Genomic DNA, 13,723 nt, shown 5'->3' with positions numbered 1-13,723 from the left:
AGCATCTCCGCCAGCGCTGCTTGAGTCGAGGGGAAATTACTGTGCGGATCCTGTCGGTGGACCTCGGGACGTCCAACACCGTTGCCGTCCTTTCCGCGCACGGCAGGCCGCCACGCGTCGTAGAGGTCGACGGGTCGGCCAACATGCCCTCCGCGGTGTTCGCCGGGGAAGACGGCACGCTCATGGTCGGCCGGGACGCCGAACGTCGTGCGCGGCTCGACCCGACACGGTTCGAGCCCAACCCTAAACGGCGCATCGACGAGCAGACGCTGCTGCTCGGCACAGACGTCGTGCCGGTCAACGAAGCGCTCGCCGCGATCCTGCGCCGGGTGCTCGACGAGACCACGCGCCAGCTCGGCGGCGAACAGCCGGACGAGGTCCGGCTCACCCACCCCGCGCAGTGGGGTCCGGTGCGCCGCAACGTGCTGCTGAGCGCGGCGCGGCTCGCCGGTATCCGCGGAAACATCGTTCTCGTGCCGGAACCAGTCGCGGCTGCGGCACACTTCGCGTCGTTTCCCGAGCGCGCCTTGGCTCCAGGGCAGGCTCTCGCGGTGTACGACCTGGGCGCGGGCACGTTCGACGTCGCAGTCGTCGGCGCGAACCAGAACGGCTACACAGTGCTCGCCGAGGACGGTCTGCCCGACCTCGGCGGTCTCGACGTCGACCAGGCGCTGATGGTCCACGTAGGACGTGAGGTGTCGCACTCGGACCCGCAGCGCTGGCAGCGGCTGCTTCGTCCCGAGTCCACTGCGGACCGGCGTACGCGACGCGCGCTGCAAGAAGACGTGAAGGCCGCGAAGGAGGCACTGTCTCGNCCGCAGACCGAGGTGCCGATGCCGGAGCCGTTCAAGGACGTGCTCGTTACGCGCGGAGAGCTCGAAGGCTTGGTGCGTCCGGCAATGCTGCGCAGCGTTGAGCTGCTTTCGCGGACCTTGCGTTCGTCCGGGCTGACCTCGGATCGTCTCGTCGGCATCTACCTTGTCGGCGGTTCTAGCCGGCTGCCGCTGGTCGGGTCGATGATCGCGGAGAAGCTCGGCGTCGTCCCCACGAGTCTCGACCAGCCTGAGACGGCCGTCGCGCTGGGTGCACAGCACGTCGCTAAAGACGGACTGTCGATGCGTACGCAGAACGTCGAGGGCCAGGTGGCGTCAGGTGCGCCGTACGCGCCGCCTGCTGTGCCGCAGGGCGGCTACCCAGCGTACTCACCGACGCAGCCACAGCAGATGCCGCCGTTCCAGTCTTCGCCAGCGCCGTCCAACTTCCCGACGTACACGCCCGCTAAGCCGGAGAAGAAGAGCCGCACCAAGCTGTTGATCGGCATCGCGGCAGCTGTGGTGGTCGTGCTCGCTGCGGGGCTGACAGTGTTCCTGACAACACAGGGTTCGTCGGTGAAGACGTACACCGCCGATGAGTGCCGTACGCCGGGCCAAGCCGACTCGTCCGGACTGACCGGCTGCATGCGTCAGCTCGCCGGCAAGGTCGCTGACAACGGCGGCTGTGCTCCCGGCATGGGCAACGGCCCCGCCGCGCCGGCGAAGAGTCTCGGGCCCGCGTCGACGTGTGCCGCGCCGGGGCGCGCGGGCACGCAGGTGACGTACGTGCAGGGACAGTCGGCAGCGGAGCTGAAGCAGTACACAGACGGACTGCTCTCCTCCGCAGGCGGCGACCGCACCGAAGCGGACTGGAAGGGCAACGCGCTCGAAGGGCACTACGCGGCGGCGGCCGGGCAGTCGTCGGCGGTCCTCGTGTTCACCGTGAAGGACCGGCCCCTCGCCGGATTTCTCTATCAGGTGAATTCCGGCGGGCAGGCGGCCACGCCGGGCGCGCTGGCCGACTACTTCGAGCAGAACGTCCAGCCGGGGGAGTGATCCCCGCCGGAGGCGGGAAAGCTAGCATTCGCCCGATGCGTATCACGGTGTTCCGACGGCTGATGGCCGAGGAGTTCGGGTCCGGACGCGCCGAGATGCTCGCCAAGGACCACGTGTTCAGCGGGCTCGGCGGGCGCACGGTCGAAGAAGCGCTGAACTCGGGGACTCCGGCCAAGGAGATCTGGCGAGCGGTCTGCGTCGAGTTCGAGGTGCCGCCGGAACGGCGCTGACCTGCGGGTTCCGGCGTCGGACGCGGGAGCGGGCGAAAACCGCGCCGGATGGGCGTGTCGCGGTAAACCTCGAACACCTGTTCGTCTATGGTGTTGTGCACAACGGGGCCAGCGATCCACAGATCAGTCGCCGCGCCTGGAATTGTCGGTCCCTCCCCGTAGCGTCGGACCGGACAGAGAGCTTGGACCCCGGACAAGCTTGATCTGGACAACCGAACAACACAGGCCCCAACCAGCGAGGTGGACTTCCATGCCAGCAGCACCCGACAAGGACAAGGCGCTCGAGCTCGCCCTTGCGCAGATCGACAAGCAGTACGGCAAGGGCTCGGTGATGCGCCTCGGCGAGGACAACCGTCCGCCCGTCTCCGTGATCCCCACCGGCGCGATCGCCCTCGACGTCGCGCTCGGCATCGGGGGCCTGCCCCGCGGCCGCGTCATCGAGGTCTACGGCCCGGAGTCCTCCGGCAAGACCACGGTCGCCCTGCACGCGGTGGCCAACGCGCAGCGCAACGGCGGCATCGCGGCGTTCATCGACGCGGAGCACGCGCTGGACCCGGAGTACGCCAGGAAACTCGGCGTCGACACCGACGCGCTGCTCGTCTCCCAGCCGGACACCGGCGAGCAAGCGCTGGAGATCGCGGACATGCTGATCCGCTCCGGCGCGCTCGACATCCTGGTCATCGACTCCGTGGCCGCGCTCGTGCCGCGCGCCGAGATCGAGGGCGAGATGGGCGACTCGCACGTCGGCCTCCAGGCTCGCCTGATGAGCCAGGCGCTGCGCAAGATGACCGGTGCGATGAACAACTCCGGCACCACCGCGATCTTCATCAACCAGCTGCGCGAGAAGATCGGCGTCATGTTCGGCTCGCCGGAGACCACCACCGGCGGCAAGGCGCTCAAGTTCTACGCCTCGGTCCGGCTCGACGTGCGCCGCATCGAAACGCTCAAGGACGGCGGGGAGCCGGTCGGCAACCGCACCCGGGTCAAGGTCGTCAAGAACAAGATGGCCCCGCCCTTCAAGCAGGCCGAGTTCGACATCCTCTACGGCGTGGGCGTCTCCCGCGAGGGCTCGCTCATCGACATGGGCGTCGAACAGGGCATTCTGCGCAAGTCGGGTGCCTGGTACACGTACGAGGGCGACCAGCTCGGCCAGGGCAAGGAGAACGCGCGGAAGTTCCTGCGCGACAATCCGGACATCGCCAACGAGATCGAGAAGCGCATCAAGGAGAAGCTCAACATCGGCCCGCAGGTCGACGCCGAAGTCGAGACAGTGCCCGCGCCGGTCGACTTCTGATCCGGGGAGGGGAGGGGATCGGCAGGTTCCCTCCCCGGTGCTCGGGCCTGGCACCGGGCCCGCCGAGGCATGAGTCTCACGCGGTTTCGCCGCGACGGGATCTCCGGGTGCGGCGGTGTTCCGGAGGCGTTGGTCTCCGGTGCCCCGCGAGGACAGGTCCTCCGGCTGGTGCGGGCGGCTGGGCGCGGTGCGAGTCGTGAGCGGAGCGGACAGCCAAGGCGGACGTCGGCGCCGCCGGGGCCCGACTCCGGCGCGGTGTGCCTGACTGGTGTGAAGCGGTGAACGGGTTGGCCGGTGCCGGAATTGCCGATGCGGGCGGGTCCGAGCCGGGCGGGTTTCGCCGGCCGCGGTTCGGTCGGCAGGACTTTGTGCCGGTGCTGGACCAGCGATGGCCGGTGCCGGTGGAAATCGGCGTCGAGAGGGAGGTGCCGTCGTCCGAGGGCGGCATCGGGAACGGGAGTGTGGTCGTGGCCAGGGCACCGAAGGTCGATCCGATGGAGTTGCCTCCGGAGGAGCGGGCCAAGAAGGCCAAGGAGATCTGCTTCGACCTCCTCGCCGCCCGGCCCAGGGCGGTCGAGGAGCTGCGACAGACGTTGCAGCGCAAAGGTTTCGACAGCGAGACGGCCGAAACCCTGCTCGGCAAGCTCGACCGCGCCGGTCTCGTCAACGACGCCGAGTTCGCCGAAGCCTGGGTTCGCGACCGGCACGCCAACCAAGGGCTGTCGCGCACAGCGCTCGTCGCGGAACTGCGGCGCAAGGGCGTCGACGACGAGATCGCGGCGCAAGCGGCGGAGGAAGTCGATCGGGAGGCCGAGGAACAACGTGCGCGCGAGCTGGTGCGCAAGCGGCTCAGGTCGCTCGGGAACGTCGACGAGCAGACCGCGATCCGCCGGCTGCTCGGGTTTCTCGCGCGCAAGGGTTATCCGCAAGGACTGGCGTACACGGTGATCCGCGACGAACTGAGCGAGTTCGGCGCGGAATCCAGCATGCTGGACGACGTGACGGTCGACTGATCGCCCTGCGGCACGAAGAAACCCGCCGTCTCCAGCGTGGAGACGACGGGCGTCCGGAACGGCTCAGCGCAGCGTGGCGGCTTCGGCAGCCAGCTTCTCGACAGCGGCGAAGTCCCTGGCCGCCAACAGCTTCGCGGGCGTCAGCCACGAGCCGCCGATGCAGCCGACGTTCGGCAGCGCCAGGTACGACGGGGCCGACGACGCCGTGATCCCGCCGGTCGGGCAGAACTGCAGCTGCGGCAGCGGTCCGGCGATCGACTTCAGGAACGCCGCGCCCCCGCTGGCCTCCGCCGGGAAGAACTTCAGCGCGCTCACCCCGCGTTCGGCCAGCCGCATCGCTTCCGACACCGTGGCCGCGCCCGGCAGGAACGGCAGTCCGGTGGCGAACGCGGCGTCCAGCACCGAGTCCGTGCAGCCCGGCGTCACCAGGAACTTCGCGCCCGCGCCGGCGGCCTGTTTCGCCTGTTCCGGCGACGTCACCGTGCCGGCGCCCACGACGATGTCCGGCACGTCCGCAGCCACCCGCTCGATCGCGGCCAGCGCGACCGGCGTGCGCAGCGTCAGCTCGATCACCCCGATCCCGCCGGCGAGCAGGGCGCGGGCCGTCGGCACCGCGTCGCCGACGTCGTCGATCACCACGACGGGCATCACGGGGGACAGAGCGAGCAGGTCCGTGCCGGTGGTCACTGACCGACCTCCTGGGTCTGGAGAGCGTACGAGGACTCACCCATTGTCCCGCTTCCGAATGGCGGAACGCCCCGGGCGAGGTCCAGCTCCGGAGTGAGCGCCCCGAACACGCTCGCGCCCTGGTCAGCGGGGCCGACCGCGCGCCGCAACGCCCCGAACAGCTCCCGCCCGGTCCCGCTCCACGCGGCTTCCGAGGGCGGGGCGTCCGTCAGATCCCGGCGCGCCAGTTCGTCGTCCGCGATCAGCACGTCCAACGATCCGGACCGCGCGTCGAACCGGACCACGTCGCCGTCGGCGATCCGGGCGATCGGCCCGCCCACCGCGGCCTCCGGCGTCACCTGAATCGCGGCCGGCACCTTGCCCGACGCACCCGACATCCGCCCGTCGGTGAGCAGCGCGACCCGGAACCCCCGGTCCATCAACACTCCCAACGCAGGCGTCAGACCGTGCAGTTCCGGCATGCCGTTCGCCTGCGGACCCTGCTGGCGCAGCACCACGACCACGTCCCGATCCAGCTCCCCAGCCTCGAAGGCAACCCGGAATGCGTCCTGCGACGTGAACACCCGCGCCGGTGCCTCTACGACGCGGTGCTCCGGGGCGACCGCCGACACCTTCGTGACCGCTCGACCCAAGTTGCCTTCCACCATCCGCAGCCCACCGTCCGGCGCGAACGGCCGCCAGGCCGGACGCAGCACCTCTTCGTCAAGGCTGCGCGTCGGCACGTCTCGCCACACCAGCTCGCCGTCCGACAAGATCGGCTCCTGCGTGTACCGGCGCAGACCGCGACCCGCGACGGTGAGCACGTCCTCGTGCAGCAAGCCCGCGTCGAGCAGCGTGCCGACGAGGAACTGGATGCCGCCCGCCGCGTGGAAGTGATTGATGTCCGCGCTGCCGTTCGGATACACGCGCGCCAGCAGCGGCACGATCGCGGACAGGTCCGAGAAATCGTCCCAGCTCAGCTGAATCCCGGCCGCCGCGGCGATCGCCACCAGGTGCATCGTGTGGTTGGTCGACCCGCCGGTGGCCAGCAGCGCCACGATGCCGTTCACGAACGCTTTTTCGTCCAGCACCTGCGAAATCGGCGTGTACGCCTCGCCGCGGGACAGTTCGACGACGCGTCGGCCAGCCTCTTCGGTGAGCACCTGGCGCAACGGCGTGTTCGGCGGCACAAAGCTCGCACCCGGCAAGTGCAGGCCCATCACCTCGACGACCATCTGGTTCGAGTTGGCAGTGCCGTAGAACGTGCACGTGCCGGCTGAGTGATACGACGCGGCTTCCGCGTCGAGCAGGTCCTCCCGCGTCGCGAGCCCCTCCGCGTACAGCTGCCGCACCCGGGCTTTTTCCTTGTTCGGCAAGCCTGAATTCATCGGACCGGCAGGCACGAGCACCGCGGGCAGATGCCCGAACGACAGAGCGCCGATCAACAGCCCCGGCACGATCTTGTCGCACACGCCCAGCAGCAACGCCGCGTCGAACATGTCGTGGGACAACGCGATCGCCGTCGCCATCGCGATCACTTCGCGGCTGAACAGCGACAACTCCATGCCCGGACGCCCCTGCGTGATGCCGTCGCACATCGCAGGCACCCCGCCCGCGAACTGCGCGACACCGCCGGCTTCGCGAACCGATTTCTTCAGCCACGCCGGGTATTCCTGCATCGGCTGGTGCGCGGAGAGCATGTCGTTGTACGAGGACACGATGGCCACCCCCGGCGCGCGCAGCTGACGCAGCGCCTGCTTGTCGACGCCGTCCATGGCGGCGAATCCGTGCGCGAGGTTGCTGCAAGCGAGGCCGCGGCGGACCGGCCCCTCCTCGAAAGCGGCCGCGCTGCGGGCGAGGTATGCCGCCCGCGTGCCCGCACTGCGCTCGGCGATCCGGTCGGTGACGTCGGCAAGCACGCGGTGCACCGCGGCGGTCGGGTTCGGGCTGCTGCTCATCTCAAGCTCCCGGCTCGTGACGGGTTCGCGAGACGGCGGCGCTGGCGTCGCGGGAACGTGACGGTGCACACGGTAACCTGAGAACCCGCCGGAAACAAAATCGATTCAGAAGACCCGGTACGATGCTGGGGTCGGTCCAGTCGCCGAAGTCAGTGTCGGCGCCTGATGCCGATATATGGGTGTTAACGGTTGATGACGGGCACTATCCGCGGCCGGAGGTGACACTTGATGCGAGATTCGAAGATGCCGACTCCGCAGGAGCGTGGTTTGGGTGCGGCGTTGCGGAGCGTCCGGATCGAGGCGAGTTTCGACCTGACTGAGCTGAGCCGGTGGGTCGGCGTGGATCCGGCGTTGCTGTCGAGCTGGGAGCGGGGCGAGCGGGTTCCGACGCCGGAGGACGTCGCGGGTGTGCTGGGCGCGCTCGGGGTGGTCGGGGAGCGGAAGGCGCGGATCATGTCGCTGGCGCGCCGTGTGGCGGGGTTGAGCTGGTTCATCCCGGGATCGCAGGCGTGCGCGATGCTGGTCGAGCGTGAACAGGACGCGACGTCGGTGACCGTGTGGGCTCCGCTGCTCATTCCGGATCTGCTGCAGATTCCCGACTACACGCGGCTGGCGGCCGGTCCTGGCCTGCGGGACAAGGACATTTTGGAGCAGATCGTCGAGAACCGCCTGGACCGCAGCAGGAATCTGTTCGGCGCGGAGGCGGTCGGGGCGCAGATGTTCATCGGGCCCGAGGCGCTGAGGAACTATTTCGGCGATCCCGAGGTGATGCTGCGGCAGGTGCGGTACCTCAAGAAACTGGCGGAGTTCTCGCGAACAGTGACGATCCGGGTGGTCCCCGGCCAAGTCGTGACAGAGGACGCGTTCAGCTGGTACCGGCAGCGGGACGCCTCGGAAGTCGTGTTCTGCCCGCACCATCTCGGCGGCGTCTTCCTGACCGGCCAGCAGGCCGCCCCGTACGCGGGAACAGTCGAGCGGCTGGCCGAATCCGCGTTGTCTCCAGCTGATTCGCTGGGTCGATTGTCGGCTGCGGTGGCCGGGTTCGCGAAGGAGGTGAAAGCCCAGCGGCTGGCGACCGATGCCGAGCTGGCAAGGCTTCTTGCGGGTGAGGATCCGGCGGACTAGACGCCTGTAACAATTAGTGATTTTCGGGCAACGCTCTGCTCATCTTGGCCCGCGAAGTGCGCGACTCGTATCCGACTCACGGATACGAGTCGCGACCGAGCGTCCGCGATGATCTGCAGCGTGGTCGGCCCGGAGATCGAACCGGCACTGGCGGCCTGACCTGCGCGACTGGCGGCTCGGAACCCCTCCGGAGACCCCTGATTGAGCCTCGAATCCGAGGTCAGGAGGCAACACGCTGGTAAATGTTGCTACTTCTGCCGAGCGGGTTTCCTGACCTGCGGACCTTCACCCGGATAACGCTCTGGCCTGCGTTTTCAGGTCGGTCGGGACCGGTTGAGTCTGGTCCGGTTTGGACCTCTGACGTCCTGTAGACGTCCTGAGGCCGGTCTGTCTGAGCCCGTTTGCGGCCTGGCGGACCGGCCTCTACCCGTGCCTGTCGGCTGAATACTCAGAGTGGCGAACCGGGGTCCGCGGGAGGCGTCGGGCGGTCTGATCCGTCGTTNTCCGTCGTTCTCGCCCTTGCCAGCTTGAGTGCGGCGGTGCCGGGGTCAAGGGTGAGCGAAGCTCATCGCGAAGCGACGCCGGAGGCGCCCTTGATGCCGGTGGCGCGGCGTTCGATCATCGGGCGCGAGGATGACGGCTCGACGCCGGAGGCGGGCGGCTGAGCTGAGGCTGTGACTGCCTTGTCGTGGCTCTGGGGCCCTCCGCGCCGCCTGCGGCGGGGTGCGCACCCCGCCGCAGGCGGCGCGGAGGGCTCGCCGGGCGGGCCGGCCGGAGCGCTAGCGGAGGCCCGCCTAGCCGACGGCGAGCCTCGTCGTACGGGAGGTAACCGGTTGCGCGCCGCCGCAGGTGGCGCGCCTTGATCCCATAGAGCCAAGTTCGGCACCTATGCACGCAAAGCGATTACTCCAGACGAGTGAAAGCCGCTGGTCGGGGAACGTGTACTCTGTAGTCTAGATGCAGTTAGAGGGCTGATATCGGCAGAGTTTGCGGATATCACCACTTTGGCTGCAAGTAGTCAACCGCCGGGGAGCTAGCAGTGTTGTTACGGTTCAGGGCCGCGAATCATAAGTCTTTGCGAGATCCTGTCGAGTTATCTTTGGTCGCGTCTGCCCTGCGAGGGGCAACTCCCCCTGATGGGGACTGGAAGCGGGCGACGACCAGGGTTGCCGGGATTTACGGAGCTAATGCATCTGGGAAATCAACAATCCTTGATGCTATCGGGTTTATGATTGAAGCGATTTCCAACTCTGCGACATCTTGGAGTGGAAAAAGTAATAGGCTTCGATTTCCATTTCACCCATACCTCTTGGATGAGAATTCTTCCAAGGGTACATCAACATATGATGTTGACTTCGTTTTTGATGATGTCAGGTACAACTACGGCTTCAGGTCTAATGCGAAAGGTATTCATGAAGAGTGGTTGAGTTCGTATCCGCATGGACGCCCTCGGTCGCTTTTTCACCGGAAAGGTTTGACGGCTCCGAAATTTACCTTCGGAAGAACCTTTCCGGGGCGCCATCAGTTGCTAATGGAGATGGTGCGGAGCAATGCGCTGTACCTTTCCGTGGGTGCCAATGCCAATCATCCACTACTTTCTAAGCTGGCTGATGCGATAACTCAGCGCACTTATTATGCCGCATTTAATGAGAATGCTAAGGCTTCTCGCCTTAAGTGGATCATGCATGCTGTCGAGGATCCGCAACTTCTTATGGAAGCGGAGTCTCTGCTGCGCTTGGCGGATCTCGGAATTTCTGGAATAGAACTGCGAGAATCAAGTATTGACGACAGTTTGAAGAAGCGAATTATTAAGGTGTATGAAGCTCTAAATGATGGGATGGATGATCAGATTGATCCTCCGGATCTAGAGGTTCTCCTTCGTGAAATAAGTCGTGAAATTAAGTTTTCTCACGGAACCTCTAGCGAGGGAGAGGCTGGGTTTCTTTCGATTAACCAGGAGAGTTCTGGAACAATTGCTTGGCTGACAATCGGAGTGCCAGCAATCCACTGCTTGAAGAATGGTGACACTCTGATCGTGGACGAAATTGACGCAAGCTTACATCCGCTTCTTTCGTCTGCCTTGATTGGAATGTTCAAGGATGAAGAAATCAATAAACTTGGCGCTCAACTTGTCTTCACTTCGCACGATGTTTCACTTATTGGCAAGTTGACCGAAAACTCGATGAGTGCTGACGAGATCTGGTTTATAGAGAAGGATCGGGATGGAGCGTCGCAGCTCTACTCGTTGCATGAATTTGAGTTCCGCAACGGTGACAACTTTGAAAAACGCTACCTGGAGGGTCGGTACGGGGCCATTCCATCGCTTGGCGTCGAGCGAGTGCGCAGCATCATAGAAAAGGCTGCTCGCTAGATGGGCGGGGGATCCCGCGGAAGTGTCGACCTGCGACGCAAGCGGCAGACTAGACGTGAGAATAAGAGGATTCTCATTGTTGCGGAAGGTGAAAGAACTGAAGTTCAGTACTTCAAAGGTCTCGCTGATTATCTGCGCGCGAGCGCCGTCAATGTAATTGACGTAAAGATAAAAGGTGCGGGTGGTGGAAACCCTCTCTCTATTGTCAATCGAGCCATTGAAGAACTTAAGGGTGGGCCTTCTATTGGTGACCGTGATGGGTACGATGCCGTTTGGTGTGTATTCGATGTTGATCAGCATGCTAAGATGCGTGAAGCTATTGTTGCGGCTAAGCGCGAGAAATTCAAATTGGCGATCAGCAATCCATGCTTCGAGATATGGCTCCTTTGGCACTTCTGCTCATGTGAAAAGCATGTGGATTCTACATATCTAAGGAGGGAGCTTAGGAAGCATGGAATTCGTTCCAAGAAGATTCCGCAAGATTTCGATTTCTCCTTGGCTAATGCTGCCATTGTTCGCGTGAAGAACACCTCATCGGAGATGCCCGCTAATCCTGGAACTGGCGTAGTTGGCCTAGTCTCTCTTCTGCTTGAAAAGCAGTGATGGTTTGCCGGTGATGCGAGTGTGCGCAATGGTGGTAAGCAATCCCTTTTGGCTGCTATCTCCGTTATTGAGGCGGGAGGTGCTAAGGTTCGTGTATATCCTGAATTTCAGGCGAGGCTTGTCGGAGCGTGCTTGATGGTCGATGAAATGCTGAACACCGGCTGCTAGCCTGGTCGTATGCGCGGTGCAGGTGACCAGCTCAGCATTGGCGAACGAATCGCTTTCTATCGGCGGCGGCGTGGGTTGTCGCAGGCGGTGCTTGCTGACCTGGTGGGCCGCACTGAGGACTGGTTGAGCAAGATCGAGCGCGGTGAGCGGGATATCCGCCGGTTGGACGTGCTGGCGGAGGTCGCGCAGGCACTGCGGGTGACGCTGGGTGACTTGCTCGGTGAGCCGGTCCTGCTGGAGGACCAGGAGAAGAACGACGATGTCCCGGCGATCCGGGATGCGCTGATGGCTCCGCGTCGGCTCTCCCGGACCTTGTTTTCCTCGGCGATGTCGCCGGAGTACATCGACCCCGCGCCGGTCGCACAGCTGGTGGAAGGTGCCTGGTCCAGTTACCAGAACGGCGAACTCGGCCGGGTCGTCGCGGCGCTGCCCGGGCTGATCAAGACCAGCCAGGCGATGGAAGCCGCCTCCTCGGATGACGCGACGTACAAGCGGGCGTGCGCGGCGGTGTCGGCCCGGGTCCACCACCTGGCCGCGACCACGCTGAGCAAGATCGGCGAGGCTGACCTCGCGTGGATCGCGGCTGAACGTGCGATGCAGGCCGCTGATGACGCGGATGATCCGCTGGTGCTGGCGTCGGCTGCGCGGTCGGGGACGCATGCGCTGCTGGCGGTGGGCCGGTTCGATGACGCGCTGGAGCTGGGCGATGTCGCGGCCAAGTGGCTGCTGCCGCGTATGGCCGAAGGTGATCCGGCGGCGCTGAGCCTCTACGGGATGCTCTATCTCCGGACCGCGGTGGCTGCGGCTCGGCATCAGGATCGGTCGACGGCGAATGACCTGCTTGGCTACGCGGGGCGGGCGGCTGATCAGCTCGGGGTGGATGCGAACTACTGGCAGACCGGGTTCGGACCGGCGAACGTCGAGCTGCACCGGCTGTCGGCGGCGCTGGATCTCGGCGACGTCGGGCAGGTGATCGAGTCCGCGCCCCAGATCAACGTCGACCACTTGCCGGTGGAGCGCCAGGTCACGCACCTGATCGACTTTGCGCGGGCGTTGAGCCTGGTCGCGAAGGACGACGAAGCGCTCGACGCGTTGCTGGAAGCGGAGACGAAGGCACCGACCGTGGTCCGGCACAACACGATGGTCCGTGAGGTCGTGCGGTCGATGTACCGGCGTGCCCCGGCGTCGGCGGGCAAGAAGTCCTCGGCGCTGCTGGCGCTGGCTGAGCGCTGCGGCGCGGTGAGGTAGGCGGATGACGTCGCGTGTTCTCGGCCTGGTCGGTTCCGGTGCCGGCGGGGTGGAAGATCTGCTTCCGAAGCTGATCCGCCCTGCGCAGGCTGCGGGGTGGACGGTCGTGGTGACGTTGACGCCTACGGCGGGGCGCTGGCTGGCCGAGTCGGGCGCGCTGGCAGAGATCGAGGAGGCCACGGGCTACCCGGTGCGGGTCGAGCCGCGGTCGCCGTCGGAGCGCAGTCCGCATCCTGCGCCGGACTGCTATCTGGTCGCGCCGGCCTCGGCGAACGTGGTTGCGAAGATGTCGCTGGGCATCGCGGACAATCAGGCGTTGACGCAGGTCAACGAGGCCATCGGCACGCGCAACATGCCGGTTGTGGTCTTCCCGCGCGTGAACGCGGCGCATGCGCGTCAGCCGTTCTGGGAGATGCATATCGAGAACCTGCGGCGCGTCGGCGTCGAGCTGCTTTACGGTGACGACGTCTGGCCGCTGCACGAACCGCGCAGCGCTCCCGGTCGGGATTTGCCCTGGTCGGCGATGCTCGACGCGATCGAGAAGGCCGTTCCGTCCGGACGCTAGCCCCTGCTCGAATGGACCCGGACAGTTTGTCCGGGTGATCTGCCTTACCCGGGTGTCTCCTGATCCCAGCGCGCCAAATCGGGCGTGCGGAAGCCGAGACATCGGGAGAGCACATGGGCATTCACGTGGTGATTCAGCCCCTCGTCGGATACGGCGCTGCCGTCGTGTCGCCTTCCCCTGGGGTTCGCCAGCTGGTGGCCGGGGGCGATGAGACCGCGATCGTGATCCAGGTACCGGCTCGCATTGGCGGCTTGATGGACACCGCGCGATTTGCGCGGAGTCTCTCAGCGGCCGCTGGCGAGTTCGGCGAGTGGTGCGAGACGCAGAACCGCACTCGCACCTACTCCTCCCCTCTCGGCGACCAGTGGCCGGAAGAGCGCGACTGAGCGCACAAAAACCTAGAGCAGCAAAGGGAATTCAGCATGGCTATCGAAAAGGGACACCGGTTTGCGATCGACTTTGACGACGCGTTCCCGCAGGGACTGGTGGTGGGGGGGTGTCCTTATGTGGTTGTCAAGCCGCGGTGGGCATGATCGAGGGTTCGGGGTGTCGGTAGTGGGTGCCGGTGCGGAGCATGGCGTAGAGGACGTCGCAGCGTCGTCGGGCGAGGCAGA

At 65.5% G+C, this 13,723-nt stretch carries 12 protein-coding genes; 10 read left to right on the top strand and 2 right to left on the bottom strand.

All coding sequences use genetic code 11. From position 1 onward, the window contains the following. Positions 1–41: 41 nt before the first annotated feature. From A4R44_RS07990 to A4R44_RS07975, 4 genes are all read left to right on the top strand, one after another. Positions 42–1,868: an Hsp70 family protein gene (locus A4R44_RS07990; protein WP_067577757.1), complete on the top strand. Its 1,827-nt coding sequence runs from the start codon at positions 42–44 to the stop codon at positions 1,866–1,868. Positions 1,869–1,903: 35 nt separating this feature from the next. Then, on the top strand, positions 1,904–2,098 hold the full coding sequence (locus A4R44_RS07985; RefSeq protein ID WP_067577755.1) for a DUF3046 domain-containing protein: 195 nt from the start codon (positions 1,904–1,906) through the stop codon (positions 2,096–2,098). Positions 2,099–2,348: 250 nt separating this feature from the next. Beyond that, positions 2,349–3,392, top strand: coding sequence for a recombinase RecA (gene recA, locus A4R44_RS07980; RefSeq protein WP_067577753.1), 1,044 nt, complete (start codon positions 2,349–2,351; stop codon positions 3,390–3,392). A gap of 494 nt (positions 3,393–3,886) precedes the next feature. Beyond that, positions 3,887–4,405, top strand: coding sequence for a regulatory protein RecX (locus A4R44_RS07975; protein WP_067578141.1), 519 nt, complete (start codon positions 3,887–3,889; stop codon positions 4,403–4,405). Positions 4,406–4,468: 63 nt separating this feature from the next. On the opposite strand, the gene eda is transcribed toward A4R44_RS07975, so the two are convergent. Continuing rightward, positions 4,469–5,092: a bifunctional 4-hydroxy-2-oxoglutarate aldolase/2-dehydro-3-deoxy-phosphogluconate aldolase gene (gene eda, locus A4R44_RS07970; RefSeq protein WP_067577751.1), complete on the bottom strand. Its 624-nt coding sequence runs from the start codon at positions 5,090–5,092 to the stop codon at positions 4,469–4,471. Then, the gene (gene edd, locus A4R44_RS07965) at positions 5,089–7,029 is read right to left on the bottom strand and encodes a phosphogluconate dehydratase (RefSeq protein WP_067577749.1); all 1,941 of its coding nucleotides are present in this window, start codon (positions 7,027–7,029) and stop codon (positions 5,089–5,091) included. Before edd ends, eda begins: the two co-directional genes overlap by 4 nt. 228 nt (positions 7,030–7,257) lie before the next feature. Here edd and A4R44_RS07960 point away from each other — a divergent pair, with 228 nt between their 5' ends. The 6 genes from A4R44_RS07960 (at position 7,258) to A4R44_RS07945 (ending at position 13,495) form a co-directional block, all read left to right on the top strand. Continuing rightward, entirely contained in the window at positions 7,258–8,154 is an 897-nt protein-coding gene (locus A4R44_RS07960; RefSeq protein WP_067577747.1) for a Scr1 family TA system antitoxin-like transcriptional regulator, read from the top strand. A 1,039-nt stretch (positions 8,155–9,193) separates the two neighbouring features. After that, positions 9,194–10,525, top strand: coding sequence for an ATP/GTP-binding protein (locus A4R44_RS45405; protein WP_095213230.1), 1,332 nt, complete (start codon positions 9,194–9,196; stop codon positions 10,523–10,525). Further along, positions 10,526–11,128, top strand: coding sequence for an RloB family protein (locus A4R44_RS45400; RefSeq protein WP_095213229.1), 603 nt, complete (start codon positions 10,526–10,528; stop codon positions 11,126–11,128). A gap of 177 nt (positions 11,129–11,305) precedes the next feature. Further along, complete coding sequence (locus A4R44_RS07955) at positions 11,306–12,544, top strand: helix-turn-helix domain-containing protein (protein WP_067577745.1); 1,239 nt, start codon at positions 11,306–11,308, stop codon at positions 12,542–12,544. Positions 12,545–12,548: 4 nt separating this feature from the next. After that, entirely contained in the window at positions 12,549–13,109 is a 561-nt protein-coding gene (locus A4R44_RS07950; RefSeq protein WP_067577744.1) for a flavoprotein, read from the top strand. A 113-nt stretch (positions 13,110–13,222) separates the two neighbouring features. Further along, positions 13,223–13,495 (top strand): hypothetical protein, encoded by a 273-nt coding sequence (locus tag A4R44_RS07945; RefSeq protein ID WP_202506781.1) that lies wholly within the window; start codon positions 13,223–13,225, stop codon positions 13,493–13,495. Positions 13,496–13,723 lie beyond the last annotated feature (228 nt).

Origin of the sequence: Amycolatopsis sp. M39, from assembly GCF_001651785.1 — a bacterium.
GTDB classification, from domain to species: Bacteria; Actinomycetota; Actinomycetes; order Mycobacteriales; family Pseudonocardiaceae; genus Amycolatopsis; species Amycolatopsis rubida.
This window is presented reverse-complemented; position numbering and strand designations above follow the sequence as displayed.

What these genes read in the sequence shown, in the direction of transcription:
- A4R44_RS07985 (WP_067577755.1), top strand. Translation starts at nt 1,904, where the DNA reads ATGCGTATCACGGTGTTCCGACGGCTGATGGCCGAGGAGTTCGGGTCC.
- recA (WP_067577753.1), top strand. Translation starts at nt 2,349, where the DNA reads ATGCCAGCAGCACCCGACAAGGACAAGGCGCTCGAGCTCGCCCTTGCG.
- A4R44_RS07975 (WP_067578141.1), top strand. Translation starts at nt 3,887, where the DNA reads ATGGAGTTGCCTCCGGAGGAGCGGGCCAAGAAGGCCAAGGAGATCTGC.
- edd (WP_067577749.1), bottom strand. Translation starts at nt 7,029, where the DNA reads ATGAGCAGCAGCCCGAACCCGACCGCCGCGGTGCACCGCGTGCTTGCC.
- A4R44_RS07960 (WP_067577747.1), top strand. Translation starts at nt 7,258, where the DNA reads ATGCGAGATTCGAAGATGCCGACTCCGCAGGAGCGTGGTTTGGGTGCG.
- A4R44_RS45400 (WP_095213229.1), top strand. Translation starts at nt 10,526, where the DNA reads ATGGGCGGGGGATCCCGCGGAAGTGTCGACCTGCGACGCAAGCGGCAG.
- A4R44_RS07955 (WP_067577745.1), top strand. Translation starts at nt 11,306, where the DNA reads ATGCGCGGTGCAGGTGACCAGCTCAGCATTGGCGAACGAATCGCTTTC.
- A4R44_RS07950 (WP_067577744.1), top strand. Translation starts at nt 12,549, where the DNA reads ATGACGTCGCGTGTTCTCGGCCTGGTCGGTTCCGGTGCCGGCGGGGTG.
- A4R44_RS07945 (WP_202506781.1), top strand. Translation starts at nt 13,223, where the DNA reads ATGGGCATTCACGTGGTGATTCAGCCCCTCGTCGGATACGGCGCTGCC.